Below are 21673 nucleotides of genomic sequence, written 5' to 3' on the forward strand. Positions count from 1 at the left end.
GCTAACCGATGTCCGAAGGTGGCACCTTCTCGCCTTCCTGCCTGGCGCGCTTTGAATAGGCGCGCACGCTGAACGGCAGGAAGAGTAGATAACCGGCGACCGAGGCGGTCAGCGTGTACCAGGGATAGGTCATCAGCAAGAGCACGTAGAGCACGACACCCAGGATGATCGGCAGCACCTTGTCGCCCGGTATCCTCAGGCTCTTGCCGGAATAGACCGGCAGCCGGCTGACCAGCAGGAAGGCGACCAGCACGGTGAAGCCGGTGGCGACGAAGGCAGCCGGGCGACTGGGCTCCAGACCTGTGCGCAGGAAATAGAGATAGAGCGGCAGCATCACCAGCACGGCGCCCGCCGGCGCCGGCACGCCGACGAAATATTCGGACTGCCAAACGGGGCGTTCGGCCTTCTCGTCATCGAGCACGTTGAAGCGAGCAAGCCTGAGCCCGCAGGCGATGGCGAACAGAAGTGCTGCGATCCAGCCCGGCGAACCCGCGCGGTCGAGCAGGAAGGCATAGAGCACCAGGGCGGGCGCAACACCGAAGTTGACGATGTCGGCCAGCGAATCCATCTGCGCGCCGAATTTGGAGGTCGCCTTTAGCATCCGCGCCAGGCGGCCGTCAATGCCGTCGAGGAACGCCGCGAGCAGCACCATCACCACTGCCGGCTCAAAACGGCCTTCGAAGCCAAAGCGGATGCCGGACAGGCCGGCACAGATGGCAAGCACGGTGACGAGGTTGGGCAGCACCATGCGCATCGGGATTTCGCGGATGCGCGGGCCGCCGCTGGCATGGGCCTCGAACTTTTTGTATTGCGTGCCCACCGGTCAGGAAATCCGCACTAGAGGGGTGCCGGCGACACCGCCGAATTCGGCCAGCACGGTTTCGCCACCGACCGCGGTCTGACCAACGGCAACGCGCGGCGTGGCGGTCAAGGGCAGGAATACGTCGACGCGCGAGCCGAAACGGATCAGGCCAAAGCGCTCGCCGATGGCGATGGAGCCGCCGGTCTCGGCCCAGCAGACGATGCGTCGCGCCACCAGGCCGGCGATCTGCACGGCAGCGACCGTGCCGTTGGGGCTCTCGATGACCAGGCCGTTGCGCTCGTTCTCGGTGCTTGCCTTGTCGAGTTCGGCATTGAGGAATTTTCCGGGCCGATGTTCGATCTTGGCGATACGGCCACGCACCGGGGCGCGGTTCACATGGCAGGAAAAGACGTTCATGAACACCGAGATGCGGGTCATCTCGACATTGCCGAGGCCGAGTTCGCGCGGCGGCACCGCCGGTCCAACCGCCGAGATGATGCCGTCGGCGGGGCTCACCACCAGGCGGTCGTCGACGGGCGTGACGCGCTCGGGATCGCGGAAGAAATAGACGCACCAGGCGGTCAGGATAAGGCCGATCCAGAACAGGATCGACGAGAAATAGCCCAGGAAAAGCGTTGCCGCGCCGAAGGCCGCGATAAAGGGATAGCCTTCGCGATGGATCGGTACGAACGCGTTCTTGACCGTATCGACAAGGCTCATCGGGCTGGGGCAGGCTCCGTTTCAAGTCCGGCCTCAATAGCCGAAAGCCCAATTCACCGCAACGCAACAATCGGCAAGGCCGCATTGGCCGCAATTGGCGAGAGCCGTGCGAACTGAAATTGTTGCGCGGTGCCTGTCGGCAACCCGTCCTTTCGCCCGTCCTTGGTGAGACGGCGTCTTTCATGGACCGCTCGGCCGTGATGACGCGCGCAACAAGGATTACCCACACATGCAGAAACCATCAGCCCCTCAAACACGTCTCGTCACGGAAGGCCTCGCCTTCGGGGAATCGCCACGCTGGCATGACGGGCGCCTGTGGCTCTGCAACTGGGGCACCGGCGAGATCGTCGCCGTCGACGCCGGTGGCAACAGCGAGATCGTGCTCACCGTGCCCGCTGTCCTGCCCTACTCCATCGACTGGCTGCCGGATGGCCGCCTGCTCGTCATCTCTGGTCGCGAGGGCTTGCTCTTACGCCAGGAACCGGACGGCTCACTGGTCACCCATGCAGATTTGCGAGGCCTGTCGAAAAGTCCGTGGAACGAGATCGTCGTCGACGGACGCGGCAACATTTATATCAATGGCGGCGGCCCGGCGCCGGCTCCCGGCCAGCATTTCGGCCCTGGTACCGTCGTGCTGATCACGCCGGACGGCGCGATCCGGCAAGTGGCGGAAAATATCGCCTTTGCCAACGGCATGGCCATAACCCCAGACAACAGGACGCTGATCATTGCCGAATCGCACGCCAATCGGCTGACCGCCTTCGACATTGTCGCGGACGGCAGCCTCGCCAACCGCCGCGTCTGGGCAGATCTGGACGGTTTTCCCGACGGTATCTGCCTCGATGCCGAAGGCGCGGTCTGGTATGCGGATGTCCCCAACAAGCACTGTGTGCGGGTGCGCGAAGGCGGTGAGGTGCTGCAGACCGTCACTATCGATCGCGGCTGCTTTGCCTGCATGCTGGGCGGTGCGGACAGGAAAACGCTGTTCATAGTCGCCGCCGAATGGCGCGGCTTCGAGCATATGGTCAGCGAAGCCCGCACCGGCCAGGTGCTCAGCGTTGAAGCGCCGGCACCTGGCGTCGGCTGGCCGTAGAAGCCTTACCTACACCCCGGGGATCCGCTGATAGTTGGCGATATCAGCCCGAACACCGAGCCGGGCGATCGTCTCCTGTGGATTGAAACCGGCACGCGCATGCTCGGCCGTGACGATCGGCACGACCCGGTCAACGGCCGACTGGCTCTCCCATTCGACGATCGTGACAAGGTTGAATTCGCCCGGTCCCGAGAATTGCTCGAGCAGGAAATCCTGCACGAAGCCATCCTGCCGGCGCAGCACCTCATGCGTTGCCTTGACCTTGGCGAGTATCTCTTCGCGGGCGGCGGCCGGGACGACAAACTTGTCCACCCTGAACACGCTGCCACCATCAGCGCTCTGATTTGTCTTGCTCATTTCGATTGTTCCGTTCTTGGATCTTGGTGTTTCCGGGCTCCAAGAACGGCCTACAATCTCAACTTAAGTTGAGGTCAAGCGGAAATGTCAGTGCCTCCCAAACCTCAATTCACCTCCGACGTGCGGCGGCGAACGATGACGCCAAGCTCGTCGCCCTCGCGGGCGATGCGCAGCCGCTCCTCGGCTTCGGTCGCTTCGCGCTGGCGATCCCACATCGAGGCGTAGAGGCCGTGCTTGCGCATCAGCTCGGCATGGGTGCCGCGCTCGGCGATCTGGCCATCCTGCAGCACGATGATCTCGTCGGCCGAAATCACCGTCGACAGCCGGTGGGCGATGACGATGGTGGTGCGGCCACGGCTGACCAGATCGAGCGCGGCCTGGATCTCCTGCTCGGTGTGGCTGTCGAGCGCCGAAGTTGCTTCGTCGAGCATCAGGATCGGCGGCGCTTTCAAAATGGTGCGGGCGATCGCCACGCGCTGTTTCTCGCCGCCGGAGAGCTTCAGCCCGCGTTCGCCAACCATCGACTTGTAACCATCGGGCAGCCGCTCGATGAACGGGCCGATCTGGGCAAGTTCGGCCGCCTTGCGCATGTCGTCTTCGCTGGCGCCGATGCGGCCATAGCGGATGTTGTAGGCGATGGTGTCGTTGAACAGCACCGTGTCCTGCGGCACCATGCCGATTGCTCCGCGCAGGCTCTCCTGCGTCACGTCCCTGATATCCTGGCCGTCGATCAGCACCTGGCCGCCCTGGACGTCGTAGAAGCGGAACAGAAGCCGCGATATCGTCGACTTGCCAGCGCCTGATGGCCCGACAATGGCGACCGTCTTGCCGGCCGGCACCTCGAAGCTGATGCCCTTCAGGATCTTGCGGTTCGGGTCATAGGAGAAATGCACGTCGCGGAACTCGACCTTCCCGGCGCTGACGGCGAGTGGCTTGGCATCCGGTCTGTCGACGATCTCCTGCGGCACATCCAAAAGGTCGAACATCTGCTCGATATCGGTCAGCCCCTGGCGGATTTCGCGGTAGATGAAGCCGATGAAATTGAGCGGCACCGACAGCTGCATCAGCATGGCGTTGATGAAGACGAAATCGCCGACCGTTTGCGTGCCGGCCTGTACTTCCAGCGCCGACATGCACATGACGATGACGGTGCCGAGGCCGAAGATGATGCCCTGGCCGAAATTCAGCCAGCCGAGCGAAGTCCAGATGCGGGTCGCGGCAATCTCGTAGCGCGCCATCGAGCGGTCAAAGCGCTCGGCCTCCATGCCTTCGTTGTTGAAATATTTGACCGTCTCGTAGTTGAGCAGCGAGTCGATCGCCTTGGTGTTGGCGTCGGTGTCGCTGTCGTTCATGTCGCGGCGGATCGAGATGCGCCAGTCGCTGGCCCGCACCGTGAACCAGACGTAGACCCATACGGTGACCGCGACGACGACCACGTATTTCCAGCCATAGGTGTAGGCGAAGATGCCGGTGGTCAGCGCGAATTCGAGGATGGTCGGCGCGGTGTTGAGCATGATGAAGCGCACGATCGTCTCGATGCCCTTGGTGCCGCGCTCGATGATGCGCGACAGGCCGCCGGTGCGCCGCTCGAGATGGAAGCGCAGCGACAGTTCGTGCATGTGGACGAAGGTGCGGAAGGCGAGCTGGCGCACCGCGTACTGGCCGACGCGGGCAAACAGCGCGTCGCGCAGCTGGTTGAAGCCAAGCTGCACCAGGCGCACGACATTGTAGGCGACGACCAGCATGACGGGCGCCAAAAGGAAGGTCGGCAGCGGCGGCACGGACTTGGCGTCGCCGGCCAGTGCGTCGGTCGCCCATTTGAAGAAATAAGGGCCGGCGACCAGCGTCAGCTTGGCGACGACCAGCAGAAGCGTCGCCCAGGTGACCCGTGCCCGGAGATCGGCACGGTCCGCCGGCCACATGTAAGGCCACAGATTGAGCAGCGTCTTGAAGGTCGAGGAGTCGGAGACGGTTTTTTCGGCCATTTTGTGCCTTCTTCTTATTTTCAGCGGCCGGAGCAGCAGGAATTGACGAGCGCGGCGACCGATGCGGAAACATCGGCGAGCGCGGCGTGGTCGACCGCATAGCGCGAGCGCTGGCGATCAGGCTCGAAGCGAACCAACCCGGCTTCGACCAGTATCTTCAGGTGTTGTGACACGGTGGACTGCGCCAGATCGAAACGATCGACGACTTCGCGGCAGCAACAGGAGTTGCTGGCCGACAGGTGTTTTATGATTTCGATGCGTGCCGGATGTGAAAGGGCGGCAAGCCTTGCGGCGACAACGCGGCTGTCCGGGGCGCAGTTGCGCGGCGCGGGGCGGCGTCCGTCTGTTTCGAAGGGGGATTCGATCATCGTCCATCGGCGATAAACGATGACCGGTTCTGCGGCAAGCTGCCCTTATGGGCAGATTTGGCTGCTAGGCCGTTGGAATGTGAGAGCTGAACCAATCGAGCACCAGCTGGGGGTTTTTTCCGAAGTAGTTATATCCTTCGAAACGCTGGTCTGTCCCTTCGATCCAGAAGAGTTTCTTGTCTTCGGAGGAAATGGTGTCGTAAATTTCCTGCACATTGGAGGGCTTGGTCAGGAAATCATTGCGGACCTGCGCGACGAGTGTCGGAACAGTCACTGCCCTGGCATAGTCCATCGGCCAGACGTCGGCGAGGTGAAAGCCGGTCTGCTTGTGAAAGGCCACGTCGAACAGATCAAGGCCATTGGCGATTTTCTGGTTTTCGACCGCTGTTTCGACGAATACCGCCGGCGTCACGGGCTGCAAGGCGATCATCGCCTTGATGTGGGCGAATTCCTCCGGGTGCTTCTTCATGCCCACGATGGTGGCATTGGCTCCCAGGCAGCGGCTGTAAAGGGCCGTCTTCATGTCCTTGGTATCGGGCCGGGATTTCGCGTAACGCAGCGATCCGATGACGTCACGATATTCCAGCACGCCGTGGCCATTGATGCCGCCGCTGCCCATCCCGCTGCGACCATGGTTGCGCATGTCGTAGGTGATGATGTTGTAGCCTGCATCATGCAGGAGCTTGTATTCCGGCAGGAAATTCACTTCGAAGCCGCCGAAATTTTTCCACGGCTCCAGATGCCCCGGGTAGCCGTAGCGATTGCAGGGCATGGGGTGATTGAAGATGAGCAATCTGTCCGATTGGGCAGGGATGAACCAACCCTCGATCGTCACGCCATCCATCGCCGGAAAGAAGATCTCCTCGTATTCCATGCCGTATTCATTCGGCCACCTCAGGATCGGAGTGCGGGTTGAGTGTGCCATCAAATCGGCAAGGCCATTGATGAACTCTTCGGATTTGGCATCGGTCATGGTTGCACCCGTTTGCATTTGATTGTCCGCAGCCGTCGCAACTGCGGATGAGGCGGCGATGATAGGGAGAGCGGCAAGCGCCACCCCCGCTTTCAGAAGCTGCCGGCGGTCATTCGAGAGAGCGCCTTCCTGCTGAACAGAATTGTCGCGCTGGTTGCCCATGTGGGCCTCCTTGATAATGTTGAGATGTCGATGTCCGCTGGGATTTGAGGCGAGGACACACTCGGTGCTGCCCCGCCCTATTCCCCCGTTATGGCTGCGGCGGGACAAACCCTTCCGTGATAACAACCGTGCCTTCGGTCGAGGCGACGCGGAACGTCCTCGCGGCCGTATATTCGGGAGAATTGTAGAAGCGCTGGGCGTCGGCCAGGCTTGGAAACTCGGCTATGGCGATAACCTTTTTCGGCTGGCCTTCCACAGCGGTCGCGTTGAGGTTGAAGACGATGATCTTCCCGCCGTATTTCGGTGCTAGCGGGCCCGCCTCTTCCATATATTTCTGGTAACCCGCGTCATCCTTGATCGTGTAGTTGGCGATCATGTAGCCGGGCGCCTGCGTGTTCTGCGCATAGCCTGTTGCTGCGAGAGCGATGGTGACGGCCGTGGCTGCAGCCGCGCCGATGGCGAGTTTCTTCATTGTACAATTCCTTTGGCTTTGGGGGCTAGAATGAGCCGTCTGTCGACCTGGACAGATCCTCGTAAGCGCTCAGTTCCTCAAGGTGTCCTTCGAGGACCGGCTTGAACGCCGCAAAGGCGTCGCTGCCGGCCAGGAACTGCCTTGGCGGATTCTCCATCCCGGCAAGTTTGACGAAGACAGCGCCGAGCTTGGCGGGATCACCTTGCTGTTTGCCGTCATAGCCAGACCACATGTCTTGGGCAGTGCCTTCAGCCGCGTAGTCCTCGATCGTGCTGGCGCCATACTTGGCGTTCTGCGCATCGAGGAGGTCCGTGCGGAAGAAGCCCGGTGCGATCACCACGATCTTGATGCCGAACTGTTCGACCTCCTGCGCCACCGAGAGGGAAAGGCCTTCGACCGCGAATTTGGCAGCGCTGTAGGCGCCGCAATGCTTGAAGCCCATTATGCCGGCAAGCGAACTGATGTTGATGATCCGGCCCGAGCGCTGTTTGCGCATGACCGGAAGGACCGCGCGCATGACGTGGATGACGCCGTACAGATTGGTCGAGATCAGCCCCTCGATCTGGGCGGTGCTTAACTCCTCGAAATTGCCAAGCAGGCTGTAGCCGGCATTGTTGACCAGAACGTCGATGCGTCCAAAGGCCTTCATCGCCTCGTCGACCGCAGCCTTCGCCTGTGCTTCGTTGGCGACGTCCAACTGGACGCACACGAGCCTGTCGCCTGCGACATCGCTCAGCGCATTGCGGACCTTGTCGAGATTGCGGGCAGTCGCGATCACCCGATCGCCCGCCTTCAGGGCCGCCCTGGCGGTGGCGGCGCCGATGCCGCTGCCGGCACCCGTGATGAACCAGACCTTGCTCATATCCAACTCCTTGTCTTCGATGGACAGGAGATAGACCGCACAGCTTATCCTGATTAGACGCTATTATCTGCATGAACTTAGAAATGGGATTGATAAATGCGTCATCGCCAGTCGCAAACCACTACCCTTTGTAGCGGAGCGCTTCGATCAGGACGGCGAAGGCCGGGGTTTGTTGTCGTCTGCTTGGATAATAGAGGTGATAGCCGGAGAATGGCGGGCACCAATCCTCCAGCACACGGATCAGACGTCCGTCGGCAACGTGCTGGGCAACCTGAGTTTCGAAGGTGTAAACCAGCCCCAGTCCGCCGAGGGCAGCGTTTACCAGCATCTCATTGTCGTTGATGACGAGTGACCCGCTGACCCGGACCTCAAGCTCGACGCCGTCACGCTCGAACTCCCACGCATAGAGCCCACCTCCTGCGCTTTGCCGGTAGCTGACGCAATTATGGTTGCTCAAATCACGCGGCGTTTGGGGGACCACACGGGCGGCTAAGTAGGTTGGGGAGCCGACCACCGCCATGCGGATATCGGCGCTCACGCGAACCGCAACCATGTCTTTCTCGACCTGCTCGCCGACGCGGATGCCCGCGTCGAACCGGCCGGCGACGATGTCGGTGAGCCCTTCATCGACATTGATCTCGACAGCGATGTCCGGATATTCCGGCAGGAGCTTCAGCAGGACAGGCCAGAGCACCGTTCTTGCCGCATGGCGGAAGGTGGTGATGCGGATTGTGCCCGCAGGCTTGTCACGAAGTGCGGTGAGCTGAGCGATTTCATTGTCTATATGGTCGAATGCCGGACGCAGGCTGTGAAGCAGCTTTTCTCCGGCGTCGGTCAGCGACAGGCTGCGCGTCGTTCGTGAGATCAATCTGACTTTGAGCCGCTCCTCGAGCATGCGGACGGCGTAGCTCAGTGCCGACTGGGATAGGCCAAGCTTTGCGGCGGCACGTGTAAAGCTTCCCTCTTCGGCGACCGCGATAAACATGGCCAGCTCGCTGAAGTCGCCTTTTCTCATTTATAAGCCTTGCTTCTGACTGCGCGTCGATTATAGCGCCCAATCGGCATGTTCGTCCTCAGCTATTTGTTCCCCCCGACGGCCGCTGACCGATCGCGGCCGAAGCACCCAGATAGCGGCTAACGCTTTGAGATGGATTTCTCGATCCCTGGGATATCGGCAATCTGTTCAGCCAAAAAGTCGACCAGTAGGCGGACCCTTGCGACGGCCGCGCGCTCCGGGACAATCAGCATGTTCAATGGGACGGAGGGCAGCGAATAGTCCACCAGTATCGTCTCGAGCAAGCCTGCCGCCAAAAGATCGTCGATAAGCCATCGATGAGCCGGTGCGATCCCTCGGCCCGCAACCAGGGCCTCGCGTGCGGCCAGTCCATGGTCGATGCGCAGTCGCCCCGCGAAAGGCACGATATGGAGCTCGCCGCCGGCGCCTTGCAAAGCAAGAGTTTCGCTGCCCGCCACGTTCGACATCCGGATGCCCTCATGTCGAGAAAGATCAGGTGGGATGACCGGTCTGCCTCGCGCCGCCAGATAATCCGGCGACGCCACAAGCAGACGCCTTGATTGGCCGAGGGCGCGCAGCTTCAACGAGCTGTCCGTGAGTGGCCCCAGGCGAAGCGCGATATCGACGCCCTCCCGGACGAGATCAACACGCTCGTCGGTGAGGCTGAGGTCAATTCCGATCTCGGGATATCGATCCTGAAAGGCGAAGATGAATCGGCTGGCGTGCAAGACCCCGAAGGCCGCCGTACAGGATATCCGGACGGTGCCCGCCGGCGCGCCGCGCGCACCCCGCGCTTCGTCGCCGGCCTGCTCCACAAGGCGCAGGATCTGCATGCTGTTTGCATAGTACCGGCTACCCTCGTCGGTCAGCGTGACCCGCCGGGTTGTCCTGCTGAGCAAAGGCACGCCTACCGCCTCCTCGAGTTCCTGCAAATGCCGCGTGACCGTCGATTGCCCGATGCCCAGTTCATTGGCAACCAACGACAGCTTGCCCCGTTCTGCGACGCGAACGAAGGTGCGCATGCGTTCGAGCGTGATATCCGATTTATCCATTATTCGGCACAATCTTATCCATTACCAATACATAGCGGATTGCTTCGATATTGCCTACCTGGTGGACAGGTTTTCAATCCCTGGAGTCGCCGCATGAAAATTCTGCTTGTCTTCGCTCATCCCGAATCGCGCTCGCTCAGCGGCGCGCTCCGCGACGTGGCCATCAAAGAACTGGAGGCACAGGGCCACGAAGTGCGGGTAACGGACCTTTACGCCCAAGGTTGGAAATCAGCGGTCGATCGGACCGATTTTCCGGCTTTGGCGCCGGATGCGCGGCTGATGCCTGTCGCGGCGTCAAAGAAGTCTTTCGAGGCCGACGCGTTGACAGAAGACGTCAAGGCCGAAATCGCCAAGCTGCTTTGGGCGGATGCGCTGATCCTCCAGTTTCCGCTCTGGTGGTTTGCCATGCCGGCGATTCTCAAAGGTTGGGTGGACAGGGTCTTCGCTTACGGCTTCGCTTACGGTGTTGGTGAGCATAGCGACAAGCGATGGGGCGACCGCTACGGAGAAGGAACCCTGGTCGGCAAGCGCGCAATGCTGATCGTGACAGCCGGTGGCTGGAAAGAGCACTACGCGCCTCGCGGCGTCAACGGAGAGATCGACGACCTGCTGTTCCCGATCAATCACGGGATTCTCTACTACCCGGGTTACGACGTGCTTCCGCCGTTTGTCGTCTATAGCGTCGACCGCTTTGGTGAAGCCGACTTCGAGCCCGCTGCCGAGCGCCTGCGCGAGCGAATGAGAACGCTCGCTACCACGCAGCCCATTCCCTATCGCCGGCAGAATGGCGGCGACTATTTGATTCCGAGCATGAACCTACGCCCTGACCTCGGCGATCAGAACATGACCGGGTTCAAACTTCACCGGAGCGGCTCAACGAGCTAGCTGACTTCGACCTCTGGGTGGCCTTGGCTCTACTTGGTCTTGGGCGGCGCTGTTGTCGCCTGCTCGCCCAACGCCTTGAGGTCGGCGGCTTCGCCCTCCTTCGACTTTTCCGGGACCTTGAACACCTGTCCAGGCCAGATGCGGTCGGGATCGCTGATCTGATCCTGGTTGGCGAGGTAGATGGTCGAATACCGCACGCCATGGCCGTAGACGCGCCGCGAAATCCGCCACAGCGTATCGTTGCGGCGGATGATGACGGCGCTGCCGGCATGCTCGAGCTTGGGCGCCACCGTCTCGGGCACATAATCGCCTGGCGGCGTTGCCGCTGCCACATCGGCCGGAGCCTCAGTGGCGGGCGCTGCCGGCGTCGCTGGCGCTTCGGCAGCGGCCGTGGCCGGCGCGGCAGGTGCTGGAGCGGCAGGCGCTTCGGCAGCGGGCGCGGCCGGCTTCGGCTCGGCCGGCTTGAGCTCTGCGGGCGCCACGGCGGCGACCGATTCACCTGGCTCGCGCTCGAACGGTACGGCGGCGCGGGCCACGACTTTCACCCCGTCGGCATCGAGACCATCGACATGGATGGTGTAGCTGCCGACCGGAATGTCGCGCGTCGCCTCGACCAGGAAGTGGCCGTCCGGCGACGTCTGCGCGTCACCGAGCAGGATGTCATTGGCATAGGCGCGCACCTTGCGGCCGGCATCGGCGAGACCGGCGACAAAAATCTTGTTGCCGTCGATCTCGACCGCCTCGACGACGATCTTGGGTTCGGCCACTGATGCCGCGGGCGGCGTAGCTGGAGCCGGAGCAGCAGTTGCAGGGGCTTCGGCTGCAGGAGCAGCCGGGGCGGCAGCCTGGTCGCCAGCCGCCGGGGCGGCTGGCTTTGTCTCCGGCGCCGGAACGGTGAGCAGTTCGGCCGGCTTGCCGGGCTCCTCGACCATGGCCAGCACCTGGCCGGCCGCATCCTTGGGAACCGAGACGACGGCGGTCTGCGCCGAGGCGGTCACGACATCGCCGGTGGTGGCGCGCAGTGCAATTGTATAGTCGCCCGGCTTCAGCGGATCGTCGAGCACGATGACAAAGGCGCCGTCGGGGCCGGCGACCGTCGAGCCGAGCACAGTGCCGCCGCTGAGGATCTCGACCTTTGAGTTGGGCGCCGCATTGCCGGCAATGACGATCGAGCCATTGCTCTCGACGCGCACCACATCGAAGGACGGCACGATCGGACCGGTTGCAGCGGGCGCCGCCGCATCCGTTGCCGGTGCGGCCGGGGCCGTCGCCTGAGGCGCCGCAGCGGGAGCAGCCGGCACCGCCGCTGGCGGCAGCCGCGCTTCCGTGCCTGGATCGGCCGGTTTCGGCGCCGCGGGCGGCGTCAGTGCCGCTACTTCCGCCGGCGGCGTGTGATTGAGATACGGGTCGAGTGCGCCCGATACATAGGCGGTTCCTGCGGCCGCAACGGTCCCACCCGCTGCGAACAAGAACGCCTTCAGTGGATTAATTGCCATATTCCCTACCCCTTAGCCACCTAATGCCGGTCTAGCCTGTTTTGCCAAAGCCGACAAGAAAAAGCCCGCCCCGGGCTTGACCCCGCATTCAGACCCAATCACCAATCATCGTATGAACACGATTCGATCCGTCTGCGTCTATTGCGGCTCGTCTCCGGGCCGCGATGAAACCTATGCCAAGGCCGGTCACCTGCTTGGGCGCTCGCTTGCGCGCTCCGGCCTCAGGCTGATTTACGGCGGCGGCACCAAAGGCATCATGGGCGCCGTCGCCGAGGGCGCCTTGCGTGCCGGCGGCAAGGTGACGGGCATCATTCCGCGCTTCCTGATCAACAAGGAGGCGACCGAAACCGCGCTTGACCGGCTCGACGAGCTCGTGATCACCGATAACATGCACGAGCGCAAACACAGGATGTTCGAAAAATCCGACGCCTTTGTGGCGCTGCCGGGCGGCATCGGCACGGTCGAGGAGATCGTCGAGGTCATGACCTGGGCGCAGCTCGGCCATCACCGCAAGCCGATCGTCTTCGGCAACATTGGCGGATTCTGGGATCCGATGCTGGCATTGCTCGACCACATGGCCGCCGAGGGCTTCATCCACACCGCGCAGCGGGTCAAGCCGCTGGTGGTCAACGACCCCGAGGCAATCGTCGCCGCCATCATGGTGGCCGGGTCCTCCGTCGACGCCCCGACCGAGGGCATGCAGTCGGTGATCGACAAACTCTAGGGGAATAAGGGAGTAGGGCAGTAAGGCAGTATGTAGATTGCCTGGAGTGTCCCCTACTGCCCTACTGCCCTACTGCCCTACTGCCCTACTGCCCTACTGCCCTACTGCCCTACTGCCCTACTGCCCTACTGCCCTACTGCCCTACTGCCCTACTGCCCTACCCTCTTCCCGCGCTGCCTCCCTCAAGCCGGCGATCACCGCACGGCGATCATGCCGCCGCCACGCGAGATAAATGGAAACCGTGCGTTCGAACCATGGCAGGTCGCGAAACACGATCCGCGATGGTGCGGCGGCACGCAGGCTGGCCTGCACCGTCGCCAGGCCAAGCCCGGCGCTGACCAGACCGAGCGAGGTCAACGGATCTGCCGTCTCGTAAGCGATGTCGGGCAAAAAGCCGGCCTTGGCGCAAGCAGCCAGGAACTGGCCACGGTTGGTGTCGTCAGGTTGGCGCACGACGGTAATCCAGGTGCGGCCGTCGAGGTGGTGCGGCCTGATGTCCGACAACTCTACAAGCGGATCACCTTTGGGGATCGCCAGCACCAGCGGTTCATGGCGCAGCGCCATAGTGGCGATGTCCGGGTCTTCGTCAGCCGGTGGCGAATAGACGAAGCCCAGATCGAGCGACCGCTGCCGCAGCCCCTCCAGTTGCGCCGCCGACCGCAGGCTTCTCAACTGAAGGTGAAAATCCGGCCGTTCACGGCGGAACTGACGCAGCATCCCGGCGACAAGCCCGGCATGTACGGCGCCTTCGACATAGCCGATGGCGAGACGGCCGACGGCGCCGCTGGCCAGGTTGCGGCCGAACTCCTCCAATCGTTGCGCGTTGGACAGCAGCGAGCGGGCCTCGGTGAGGAAGGCGCGGCCCTCGGCGTTGAGATGGACCCGTTGCCTGGCTCTTTCAAACAGGGGAACGCCAAGCTGCTCCTCGAGCTGCATGATCTGCCGGCTGAGCGGCGATTGCGAGATATGCAGCATTTCGGCGGCGCGGCCGACATTGCCGGTTTCGGCGACGGTGACGAAATAGCGAAGCTGGCGCAGGTCGAACATTTTTTGTCCCGAGGGTTCAAGTCCTTTCAGGTCTCAACTTTAGCTTATTCTGTCTTGGACAGTCTGGCTAGCCGCGGCGATAGTTGGGTCATCCCAACCAAAGGAGACCGCCATGCAGTTCTTTGCCCTTCTCACCCGCAACACCGAAAAGTTCACCGATGCCGATTTCGCGCCGTTGCTGCCCGGCGAGGCCGAGCAGAGGCGCACGCTCTATGCCGGAGGCGCGGTGCGCCAGGTATGGAACCGTGGCGACATCCCGGGCAGCGGCATGATGTTCGAGGCCGGCAGCGACGCCGACGTGCGCGGTCATCTCGCCACCTTGCCGCTGGTCAAGGCTGGTATGATGGACATCGCCGCCATCGTGCCGCTCAACCCCTACCCCGGCTTCGGCCCGAAGCGCTGACAGGGCGCAAGAGGCGCGGCGGTCGGCAAGGCTTGCCGCCTCCGTCTCCTTTCTACCTCCAGAGCTTTCGCTGATACGTCGTGCAAACTCGTCCTGTAACGATTTCCGTTTGCGGCCCGCTGGCTAGTTGGCTATCGGAGAATATCGGCAGAGGGACAAATTTTGGAGAACAGACCCGAGGCGGGAACAGATCGCGTTCCACGCGCATCAGTCGTTATGACCGTCTACACCGACCGGCGCTTCCTCGATGCGGCGGTCGACAGCATACTCGCGCAGGAATTTGGCGATCTCGAACTTGTCGTCGTCGATGATGGAACGGGCGAGGACGCGGTCTTCCAGGCGCTGGCGCAACGCGACCCGCGCATCCGGATTGTCGTCAATCCCACCAATCTAGGCACTGCCGCCGCCGCCAACCGCGGCATCGAAGCCGCTCGCGCCGACATCATTCTTCGCCTGGACGCGGATGATATCGCCGAGCCGACGCATGTCGGGCGCCTCGTAGCGGCACTGGCCGACGATCCGCAGCTGGGCCTGGTCGGAAGCTCCGTGACGCTGATCGACGAAGCCGATCAGGTCCACTATGTACAGGCAATGCCGCAAACGGATCTCGAGATCCGGTGGACCATCCTGTTCTACAATCCATTCTACCATTCAGCGGTCGCGTATCGCCGCGACTGCTTCGAGGCGGCCGGACATTACAGGATCGAGGAACTGGTCTCGCAAGACCACTATCTCTGGTTCCAGATGCTGCCCCTGTGCCGCATGCGAAACCTTGCCGAGCCGCTGACGCGCTATCGGATGAATATGCTCGGACTGTCGATGGCAAACTCAAAAAACTGGCGCAACCGGACACATCCGATCCGTGAGGCACTGTGGACCCGTATCGGCCTGACCTACGACCTCTACGACGACGCCTTCGCCCAGGACCTGTCGCGCTTCCTGCGCGGGCATGAGATCGCCACTGAGCGGCGCGTCGCCGCCTACCGCAAACTGCTTGGCGTGCTGCGCGTCTTTCTTGCGGCATCGCAACCCTTTGCGCGCGCCGAGGATGCGGACGACGCCCAACGGCTGGCGCACAGTACAGTCGCGCGCATGCTCGCCAGCCCACCGGTGCGGCTGCGAGAGGTGCTGGAGGTCTGCGCCCTGAGCTGGCCGCTCGACCGGCGCGCCGCGACCAGCGCGGCGATGAGGCGGCTGGCAGTCGGCGCCAGTTCCCGGTTGCGGGCGGCAGGAAAATGGCTGAGCCGGCGTTGGGCGAACTAGGGTGTTTTTGGCGCGAGATCTGCCGTCCCTGCCGGTCCGTAACGAGAGAGCATGATGGACCCTGATTTTTCTACGTGGTTTGAAGGCAAGTACCTTTCCACCGACTGGACGTCGCCATTCTTCTCCGTCTGGGCGGCGCTGCTCGCAGCGCGCCGTGACGAGCCCCTCAAGGTCCTGGAAATCGGTTCCTGGGAGGGCCGGTCCGCGATTTTCTTTCTACAGTATCTGAGCAAGTGCCAACTGACATGCATCGATACGTTCAGTGGAAGTCCCGAACACGCGCTTCGTGCCAGATGGGCCGACCAGCTTGCCCATGTGGAACAACGTTTCGACCTCAATATCGCTGAATTCGGCGGACGGGTCGAAAAGATCAAAAGCCGTTCGTCGCAAGCGTTGGCTCGCCTTGTCGCCGAGGAGCGCAGTTTCGACGTCGTCTTCATCGATGGCAGCCATCACAGCGCCGATGTCCAGGCCGATGCCGTGTTTTCCTGGCAGATGGTCCGGGACGGCGGGATCATCATTTTCGACGATTATGAGTGGACGTTCTTCCCGGACGAAGTCGATCGCCCGAAACTTGGAATCGATACGTTCCTGTCGGTGCATGCCGGCCAATACCGCGAGTTGTACCGGGGCCTGCAAATCATTGTCCAAAAAATCGAGGCCTCAAAAATCGAACCTTCACGGGAGCCCGCGCCGGCACTGCCGCGGGAGGCCGGCCAGGCGCTCGACATCGCTGAAAACAGCGTCGAATTTGTCCTGATTGCCGAAGCGGGCATTCTCGAAGCACAAGCCCTGTTGCTGTGCGAGAGCATACGGTGTTTCGCCGGCGCCTATTCGCGGTGCCCGATAACGGTCGTGTCGCCAAGGAGCAGCCGTCGCCCATCCTTGTCGACGCTGCACAAACTCGAGCAGTTGGACGTCGAATATCTGCCGATCGAGATCGAGAGTTACGACCCGCAATACGGCACGTCCTATCGCATTCATGCGCTCGCTCACGTCGAACGTCGGCCGGGACCGCCAGTCATCATCCAGTTCGACAGCGATACGATATTTGTCGCCGAGCCCGATTTTTCGTTGGGCGCAAGTGCGGCCGCCGCGCGTCCGGTGGACATCAAGGGCATGTGCACGACCGGGCCTGGCGACCCATTCGACAGTTACTGGAGACAGTTGTGCACCCTTGTCGGCGTCGACTATGAGCATCTCCCCATCGTGCAGACAACGGTCGATGGTCAGGCGGTGCGAGCGAGCTACGATGGCGGGCTCTTTGTAGCAAAGAGGGCATGCGGCCTTTTCCAGCGTACCGAAGACATTTTCAGGCAATTGGTGGCCGCGGATGTGAAACCGTGGACCGACGGGCCAACCATCAGCACCGGGACCGGAGTTCCGCACGGAGAGACCCCAGCCTATTGGGGCACAAGCCAGGCCGCCTTGTCGCTGGCGGCAGTCGCCGGAAACCACTCCGTGCGACTTTTGCCGGACACGCACAATTTTCCTCTCAATTGCGTGGCTGCGCTGGCGGTGCCTGACCCGGCGCGCTTGGTCCACATCCACTATCATGAACTGTTCAGCGCCGGATCGGCTGACGCAAATCCGATATTGAACGGAACGCTGGACCTTCCGGCGGGAATTTCCGAATGGCTTGTGGCCCGACTGCCGCTGCAGGAACACCCGCAACCGACGGTGCCGAAGCGTGACCTGCCAAAGCCACCCCGGAGAAAGGCAATCTTGTCCTGGGTATGCACCGCAGCGGCACCTCCGCGCTTGGCGGCGTGATCAACGCACTTGGAGCGGCCGGTCCGAAAAATCCGCTGTCCGCAAATTCCCACAATCCCAGGGGATTCTGGGAAAGCGCCCGCCTCTATCTCGCCAATAATGACCTGCTGACATCGGCGAATTCCTCCTGGAGTGACTGGCGGCCGCTCGACCCGCGATGGATGCAATCGCCGGCAGCCGAGCGACATCGCCACAAAATCATGGCGATCCTCGACAATGAATTCGGCGACGAGCCCTTGTTTTTTGTCAAGGACCCGCGGATTTGTCGATTTGTCCCGCTCTTGTCGTCGATCCTGGCCGAGATGGCGGTCGATGCGGTCGCATTTCTGCCGGTCCGCAATCCTCTCGAGGTCGCGTTGTCGCTGAAGCGGCGCGATGGTCTGCCGCTGCCAAGATCACTTATGCTGTGGCTGAGGCACGTGCTCGATGCGGAGTATCATTCGCGAGGCATGCCACGATATTTCCTGCGCCACGAAGATTTCCTCATCGACTGGCGACGCCATATGGACCGTGCGGCCGAAGCAACCGGTGTCGTCTGGCCGGCTCGTTCCAGCCAGTCCGATGTCGAGATCGAACAGTTCCTGACCGCGGACCTGCATCATGAAAGGGCCTCGATCGAAGACATGCGGAACCATCCGGATGTCACACCGCTGGTCCGGAAAACCTATGACATTTTCCGTGCCATGGCGGTCGATGGCGAAAGCCCTGAATTGCGCGCTGAACTGGATCGGGTGCGGATGGGGTTCGACGAAAGCTGCGATGTGTTGGGTATGATGGTCGCCGCCGAGACTGAACAGCTACGCGGGGAGCTTGGAGCACGGAATTTGGAGTACGGGGCAGTCATTCGCGCCCAGCACCACCTCAGGCTCGAGCACGACGCGGTCGTTCGCGCCCTTCATGACGTCGGACTCGAGCGCGATGCGGTCGCCCGTGCCCATCACGAGGTCGGACTCGAGCGCGACACGGTCGCCCGTGCCCTCCACGACCTCAGGCTCGAGCACGATGCAGCCGTTCGCGCCCATCATGAGCTTGGACTCGAGCGCGATACGGCCGTTCGTACCGTTCACGACCTCAGCCTCGAACGCGACGCGCTCGTCCGCGACCGAGACGCCCTTCGCGCGGAACGCAACGCGCTTCTCGCGTCAAGCAGCTGGAGGCTGACCGCGCCGTTGCGATGGGTGCGAGGCCCGTTCGTGCGCCGAAGATAACGGCAAGATCGAACGCGGCCAGTGCGACGCCAATGATCGACCGTGATCCACAGACTGTGATCGGCTGTCAAGAAACCGTCACACGAAATTGGGTTCGCCCGTGTTAAAAATCGCGATCAGGCAGCCGCCACGCGGTGCCGCTCTCGAAACCTGCATCTGGCACCGCGTCCATGGATATCGCTCTCGCCCCGGAAGGCACCGACCTGTCGCCTTACCTGCCCGACGAGCACGGGCTGTTCTTCATCTACCATTTCACCACTGAGGGCCTGCGCACCAAGGACCCGGCACAAGCGCGCTGGACCTGGCGCAGCTATCAGATCACCGACCTGCACGCCCGCCAGGAGATCGGCGCCGAAAGGTCTTTGCCGGGGCCGGCGCGCGACGCCTTCCTTGCCCCCAGCCATGGCTGCCACATCGACTTCGAGGATGGCTGGCTCTATGGCGATCTGCCGGATCTCAGACACGACTTTTCGGAGGCGCGCGGGCTCGTCCATTTCCGCTTCGCCTTCAACGACACGATGCTGATCGGCGCTCGCAAGCAGCCGCTGGAATCGGTCGACGCCGTCCGCAAGGCGGTGGAGAATGGATCGCGGAAATTCCGCTCGCCGGCGGAACTGATCGAGGCGGTCACCGGCCAGTCGCTCGATGGCATGCTGGGCGAGCTCGGCAAGCTGGGCGACACGCTCGACGGCATCGAGGACCGCGTCGTGCGCGATGCATGGCACAATGAGCGACAAGCGCTGGTCGAGGCGCGCCGGCAACTGGTGGTGATCCATCGGCAGATGGCGACGCTCGCCAATCTGTTCCGGCATCTCGACCATTCGCATCGCGACGAGTTGCCTGACCCGATCAACGACATGGCGGCCAGGCTCTCGCACCGGGCGCACACGCTCTATCATGACGGCGAGCAGTTGCAGGCACGCACAAGGCTGTTGCAGGACGAGCTGATGGCCAAGCTGACCATGCAGTCGAACCAGCTCCTCTATATCCTCTCTGTCATGACGGCGGTGCTGTTGCCGATGACCATCATCTCCGGCTTGTTCGGCATGAATGTCGGCGGGCTGCCGCTGGTCAACACGCCCGTCGGCTTTTGGGTGGTGACCGCGGTCTCGTTGGTTATCGCCGCAGCTACCTATCTGTTCGTCAGGCGACTTGGCCGGGGGTTGTAGCGCCGGCCGCGCGGTTCTTACGCTGTGGCGCGAAGGTCCTCGACGATGGTGCCGGCGGCATGGGTTTCCGCTTCGTGGTCGGGCTCGCGCCAGGTCTCGGCAAGGCCCGCCGCGTACCATTCGCGCATCGCCGGCAAGGCAAGCAGCTGTGCCGGATAAGCGGCAGCCGCGCCCTCGAAGGAGAGCCCATAGGACTGGGCCCGAAACGCCACCGGGGCAAAGAAGGCGTCGACGGCGGTAAAATGAGCACCGGCGAGAAACGGCCCGCCGAAACGGGCAAGGCCATCATTCCAGAGATCGCCGAGGCGGAAGAGATCCTGCTTCAGCGCATCGGACATCGGGAACGGTTTGACCCGCACGCCGCAACTCATCGGGCATGCGCCGCGCAGCGCGGTGAGGCTCGAATGCATTTCGGCGGCGGCCGAGCGCGCCCAGGCGCGCGCCTTGGCCTCGACAGGCCAGACGCCATGGTGACGCTCGGCCAGATATTCGACGATGGCGAGCGAATCCCAGACCGCCCAGCCATCGTCGATCAGGCTGTTGTCTATCAAGCAGGGCACCCGGCCGCTGGGTGAGAACGACCGGTAGAGATCCCAGCTCGGTCCGGTCGGAAATGGCGTCAGCCGCTCCTCGAACGGAATATTCAGCTCGCGCATCAGGATCCATGGCCGCAGCGACCATGAGGAATAGTTCTTGTTGGCGATGTGCAGCAGGTACATCGAAACTCCTTGGGGACTGTTTGGAAATTCTACTCCGGCGGCCATCTGATGGCGTTTTCTGCGCTTCCGTTGCTCACGGACCAAATGTCCGCTGCGCTACGGTTCTCGAAATCACCACCATATGACTCGCCATAGCGAATTTCGAAACAGCCTCTTACCGGACAGAAGCCCGCCGCGCCGTTGTCAGCATCGACCAGGAATAAATCGCCAGTGCCGCCCAGATGAGAGCAAAGGCGACGGCCTGGGTGGTGCCGAAAGGCTCGTCGAAGATCAGGACGGCGATCAGGAACACCATGGTCGGCGCGATATATTGCATGATGCCGATGGTCGAGAGGCGCAGCAGCTTGGCACCGAAGGCAAACAGCAGCAGCGGCACCGATGTGACCGGACCGCAGCCGATCAGCAACGCCGTATCGGCGCCACCACCGGATACGATGTGGTCCTGCCCGGTCGCGATCAGGTAGGCGATGTAGCCGAGCGCCGGCACCGACAGCAAAAGCACTTCGAGCAGGAACCCTTGGCTCGGGCCGATCGGCAGCGTCTTGCGGAAGAAGCCGTAGGCGGCGAAGGAAAACGCCAGCGCCAGCGACACCCAGGGCAGCTTGCCGCCTTCGATGGTCAGCACCGCAACGGCGACCGCCGCCAGCACCACTGCCGCGATCTGCAACCGGTCGAGACGCTCGCCCAGCAGCAGCGCGCCGACGACGACGCTGACCAGCGGGTTGATGTAATAGCCAAGCGCGGTCTCGACGGTGCGGTCTACGGCGATCGCCCAGACATAAATGCCCCAGTTGACCGAAATCAGCGCCGCCGTCAGCGCGGCCATGGCGATGGTACGGGGTGAGCGAAGTGCGGCCTTGAAATCCGCCGTGCGGCCGGCCCAGACCAGCACGGCCGCGGCGATCGGCACCGACCAGACGATACGGTGGGCGATCACCTCGGCGAGCGGCAGATGGGCGACCGCCTTCATGTAGAAGGGCAGCAATCCCCACAGCAGATAGGCGCCCAGTGCCAAAAGAAAGCCGCGGCGGGCCTTTGAATCGGCGTCCAGGGTAATTGCTTCAGTGGCCATGGGCCAACGCTATGGCCCAGCCACCTCGCCAAGACCATCGCAAAGTTCTGATG

22 protein-coding genes are annotated in these 21673 nt (G+C 62.5%); 8 read left to right on the forward strand and 14 right to left on the reverse strand.

Going from position 1 to position 21673, the window contains the following annotated elements; translation table 11 throughout:
* Window position 1: 1 nt before the first annotated feature.
* Both ACFFNA_RS26580 and ACFFNA_RS26585 read right to left on the reverse strand, forming a co-directional pair.
* Window positions 2–820: a CDP-alcohol phosphatidyltransferase family protein gene (locus tag ACFFNA_RS26580; RefSeq protein WP_111549220.1), complete on the reverse strand. Its 819-nt coding sequence runs from the start codon at window positions 818–820 to the stop codon at window positions 2–4.
* Window positions 821–823: 3 nt separating this feature from the next.
* Complete coding sequence (locus ACFFNA_RS26585; RefSeq protein WP_111549219.1) at window positions 824–1522, reverse strand: phosphatidylserine decarboxylase; 699 nt, start codon at window positions 1520–1522, stop codon at window positions 824–826.
* A 229-nt stretch (window positions 1523–1751) separates the two neighbouring features.
* Between ACFFNA_RS26585 and ACFFNA_RS26590 the strand changes: the two genes are divergently transcribed.
* Window positions 1752–2615 (forward strand): SMP-30/gluconolactonase/LRE family protein, encoded by an 864-nt coding sequence (locus ACFFNA_RS26590; RefSeq protein ID WP_378922878.1) that lies wholly within the window; start codon window positions 1752–1754, stop codon window positions 2613–2615.
* A gap of 9 nt (window positions 2616–2624) precedes the next feature.
* Here ACFFNA_RS26590 and ACFFNA_RS26595 read toward each other — a convergent pair whose 3' ends face one another.
* From ACFFNA_RS26595 to ACFFNA_RS26630, 8 genes are all read right to left on the reverse strand, one after another.
* Complete coding sequence (locus ACFFNA_RS26595) at window positions 2625–2972, reverse strand: antibiotic biosynthesis monooxygenase (protein WP_111549217.1); 348 nt, start codon at window positions 2970–2972, stop codon at window positions 2625–2627.
* A gap of 104 nt (window positions 2973–3076) precedes the next feature.
* Window positions 3077–4957 (reverse strand): ABCB family ABC transporter ATP-binding protein/permease, encoded by a 1881-nt coding sequence (locus ACFFNA_RS26600; RefSeq protein WP_378922880.1) that lies wholly within the window; start codon window positions 4955–4957, stop codon window positions 3077–3079.
* A gap of 20 nt (window positions 4958–4977) precedes the next feature.
* Window positions 4978–5325, reverse strand: coding sequence for an ArsR/SmtB family transcription factor (locus ACFFNA_RS26605; RefSeq protein ID WP_378922882.1), 348 nt, complete (start codon window positions 5323–5325; stop codon window positions 4978–4980).
* A gap of 64 nt (window positions 5326–5389) precedes the next feature.
* Window positions 5390–6460, reverse strand: a complete 1071-nt coding sequence (locus tag ACFFNA_RS26610; protein ID WP_378922884.1) for an alpha/beta hydrolase family protein — start codon at window positions 6458–6460, stop codon at window positions 5390–5392.
* Window positions 6461–6548: 88 nt separating this feature from the next.
* Window positions 6549–6932 carry a DUF1330 domain-containing protein gene (locus ACFFNA_RS26615; protein ID WP_378922886.1) on the reverse strand — a complete coding sequence of 128 codons (384 nt, stop codon included), beginning with the start codon at window positions 6930–6932 and terminating at the stop codon, window positions 6549–6551.
* Window positions 6933–6957: 25 nt separating this feature from the next.
* Window positions 6958–7794, reverse strand: a complete 837-nt coding sequence (locus ACFFNA_RS26620) for an SDR family oxidoreductase (RefSeq protein WP_378922888.1) — start codon at window positions 7792–7794, stop codon at window positions 6958–6960.
* Between the two features lie 121 nt (window positions 7795–7915).
* The gene (locus ACFFNA_RS26625) at window positions 7916–8809 is read right to left on the reverse strand and encodes a LysR family transcriptional regulator (RefSeq protein WP_378922890.1); all 894 of its coding nucleotides are present in this window, start codon (window positions 8807–8809) and stop codon (window positions 7916–7918) included.
* Window positions 8810–8928: 119 nt separating this feature from the next.
* Window positions 8929–9861: a LysR family transcriptional regulator gene (locus ACFFNA_RS26630; protein ID WP_378922892.1), complete on the reverse strand. Its 933-nt coding sequence runs from the start codon at window positions 9859–9861 to the stop codon at window positions 8929–8931.
* A 93-nt stretch (window positions 9862–9954) separates the two neighbouring features.
* On the opposite strand from ACFFNA_RS26630, the gene ACFFNA_RS26635 reads away from it, so the two are divergent.
* Complete coding sequence (locus ACFFNA_RS26635) at window positions 9955–10746, forward strand: NAD(P)H-dependent oxidoreductase (protein WP_378922894.1); 792 nt, start codon at window positions 9955–9957, stop codon at window positions 10744–10746.
* A 29-nt stretch (window positions 10747–10775) separates the two neighbouring features.
* Here the strand turns inward: ACFFNA_RS26635 and ACFFNA_RS26640 are convergent, their stop codons facing one another.
* Window positions 10776–12242 carry a LysM peptidoglycan-binding domain-containing protein gene (locus tag ACFFNA_RS26640; RefSeq protein ID WP_378922896.1) on the reverse strand — a complete coding sequence of 489 codons (1467 nt, stop codon included), beginning with the start codon at window positions 12240–12242 and terminating at the stop codon, window positions 10776–10778.
* A 112-nt stretch (window positions 12243–12354) separates the two neighbouring features.
* Between ACFFNA_RS26640 and ACFFNA_RS26645 the strand changes: the two genes are divergently transcribed.
* Window positions 12355–12966 carry an LOG family protein gene (locus ACFFNA_RS26645; RefSeq protein WP_111549207.1) on the forward strand — a complete coding sequence of 204 codons (612 nt, stop codon included), beginning with the start codon at window positions 12355–12357 and terminating at the stop codon, window positions 12964–12966.
* Between the two features lie 141 nt (window positions 12967–13107).
* Here the strand turns inward: ACFFNA_RS26645 and ACFFNA_RS26650 are convergent, their stop codons facing one another.
* Complete coding sequence (locus tag ACFFNA_RS26650) at window positions 13108–14013, reverse strand: LysR family transcriptional regulator (protein ID WP_378922898.1); 906 nt, start codon at window positions 14011–14013, stop codon at window positions 13108–13110.
* Between the two features lie 112 nt (window positions 14014–14125).
* Here ACFFNA_RS26650 and ACFFNA_RS26655 point away from each other — a divergent pair, with 112 nt between their 5' ends.
* The 5 genes from ACFFNA_RS26655 (at window position 14126) to ACFFNA_RS26675 (ending at window position 19829) form a co-directional block, all read left to right on the forward strand.
* Complete coding sequence (locus tag ACFFNA_RS26655; protein WP_378922900.1) at window positions 14126–14416, forward strand: hypothetical protein; 291 nt, start codon at window positions 14126–14128, stop codon at window positions 14414–14416.
* Between the two features lie 162 nt (window positions 14417–14578).
* Complete coding sequence (locus ACFFNA_RS26660) at window positions 14579–15679, forward strand: glycosyltransferase (RefSeq protein WP_378922902.1); 1101 nt, start codon at window positions 14579–14581, stop codon at window positions 15677–15679.
* 51 nt (window positions 15680–15730) lie between these two features.
* On the forward strand, window positions 15731–17452 hold the full coding sequence (locus ACFFNA_RS26665; protein WP_378922904.1) for a class I SAM-dependent methyltransferase: 1722 nt from the start codon (window positions 15731–15733) through the stop codon (window positions 17450–17452).
* Between the two features lie 200 nt (window positions 17453–17652).
* Window positions 17653–18660 (forward strand): sulfotransferase family protein, encoded by a 1008-nt coding sequence (locus ACFFNA_RS26670; RefSeq protein WP_378922906.1) that lies wholly within the window; start codon window positions 17653–17655, stop codon window positions 18658–18660.
* A gap of 170 nt (window positions 18661–18830) precedes the next feature.
* Entirely contained in the window at window positions 18831–19829 is a 999-nt protein-coding gene (locus tag ACFFNA_RS26675) for a transporter (protein ID WP_378922908.1), read from the forward strand.
* Between the two features lie 17 nt (window positions 19830–19846).
* On the opposite strand, the gene ACFFNA_RS26680 is transcribed toward ACFFNA_RS26675, so the two are convergent.
* Window positions 19847–20548: a glutathione S-transferase family protein gene (locus tag ACFFNA_RS26680; RefSeq protein ID WP_378922910.1), complete on the reverse strand. Its 702-nt coding sequence runs from the start codon at window positions 20546–20548 to the stop codon at window positions 19847–19849.
* 154 nt (window positions 20549–20702) lie between these two features.
* The gene (gene rarD, locus ACFFNA_RS26685) at window positions 20703–21620 is read right to left on the reverse strand and encodes an EamA family transporter RarD (protein WP_378922912.1); all 918 of its coding nucleotides are present in this window, start codon (window positions 21618–21620) and stop codon (window positions 20703–20705) included.
* Window positions 21621–21673: the final 53 nt, after the last annotated feature.

Source organism: Mesorhizobium kowhaii (assembly GCF_042431665.1).
GTDB lineage: Bacteria > Pseudomonadota > Alphaproteobacteria > Rhizobiales > Rhizobiaceae > Mesorhizobium > Mesorhizobium kowhaii.

Excerpts from the sequence above, each read along its gene's own strand:
- ACFFNA_RS26585 (WP_111549219.1), bottom strand. The coding sequence starts at position 1,522 with ATGAGCCTTGTCGATACGGTCAAGAACGCGTTCGTACCGATCCATCGC.
- ACFFNA_RS26590 (WP_378922878.1), top strand. The coding sequence starts at position 1,752 with ATGCAGAAACCATCAGCCCCTCAAACACGTCTCGTCACGGAAGGCCTC.
- ACFFNA_RS26595 (WP_111549217.1), bottom strand. The coding sequence starts at position 2,972 with ATGAGCAAGACAAATCAGAGCGCTGATGGTGGCAGCGTGTTCAGGGTG.
- ACFFNA_RS26600 (WP_378922880.1), bottom strand. The coding sequence starts at position 4,957 with ATGGCCGAAAAAACCGTCTCCGACTCCTCGACCTTCAAGACGCTGCTC.
- ACFFNA_RS26605 (WP_378922882.1), bottom strand. The coding sequence starts at position 5,325 with ATGATCGAATCCCCCTTCGAAACAGACGGACGCCGCCCCGCGCCGCGC.
- ACFFNA_RS26610 (WP_378922884.1), bottom strand. The coding sequence starts at position 6,460 with ATGGGCAACCAGCGCGACAATTCTGTTCAGCAGGAAGGCGCTCTCTCG.
- ACFFNA_RS26615 (WP_378922886.1), bottom strand. The coding sequence starts at position 6,932 with ATGAAGAAACTCGCCATCGGCGCGGCTGCAGCCACGGCCGTCACCATC.
- ACFFNA_RS26620 (WP_378922888.1), bottom strand. The coding sequence starts at position 7,794 with ATGAGCAAGGTCTGGTTCATCACGGGTGCCGGCAGCGGCATCGGCGCC.
- ACFFNA_RS26625 (WP_378922890.1), bottom strand. The coding sequence starts at position 8,809 with ATGAGAAAAGGCGACTTCAGCGAGCTGGCCATGTTTATCGCGGTCGCC.
- ACFFNA_RS26630 (WP_378922892.1), bottom strand. The coding sequence starts at position 9,861 with ATGGATAAATCGGATATCACGCTCGAACGCATGCGCACCTTCGTTCGC.
- ACFFNA_RS26635 (WP_378922894.1), top strand. The coding sequence starts at position 9,955 with ATGAAAATTCTGCTTGTCTTCGCTCATCCCGAATCGCGCTCGCTCAGC.
- ACFFNA_RS26640 (WP_378922896.1), bottom strand. The coding sequence starts at position 12,242 with ATGGCAATTAATCCACTGAAGGCGTTCTTGTTCGCAGCGGGTGGGACC.
- ACFFNA_RS26645 (WP_111549207.1), top strand. The coding sequence starts at position 12,355 with ATGAACACGATTCGATCCGTCTGCGTCTATTGCGGCTCGTCTCCGGGC.
- ACFFNA_RS26650 (WP_378922898.1), bottom strand. The coding sequence starts at position 14,013 with ATGTTCGACCTGCGCCAGCTTCGCTATTTCGTCACCGTCGCCGAAACC.
- ACFFNA_RS26655 (WP_378922900.1), top strand. The coding sequence starts at position 14,126 with ATGCAGTTCTTTGCCCTTCTCACCCGCAACACCGAAAAGTTCACCGAT.
- ACFFNA_RS26665 (WP_378922904.1), top strand. The coding sequence starts at position 15,731 with ATGATGGACCCTGATTTTTCTACGTGGTTTGAAGGCAAGTACCTTTCC.
- ACFFNA_RS26670 (WP_378922906.1), top strand. The coding sequence starts at position 17,653 with ATGGCGATCCTCGACAATGAATTCGGCGACGAGCCCTTGTTTTTTGTC.
- ACFFNA_RS26675 (WP_378922908.1), top strand. The coding sequence starts at position 18,831 with ATGGATATCGCTCTCGCCCCGGAAGGCACCGACCTGTCGCCTTACCTG.
- ACFFNA_RS26680 (WP_378922910.1), bottom strand. The coding sequence starts at position 20,548 with ATGTACCTGCTGCACATCGCCAACAAGAACTATTCCTCATGGTCGCTG.
- rarD (WP_378922912.1), bottom strand. The coding sequence starts at position 21,620 with ATGGCCACTGAAGCAATTACCCTGGACGCCGATTCAAAGGCCCGCCGC.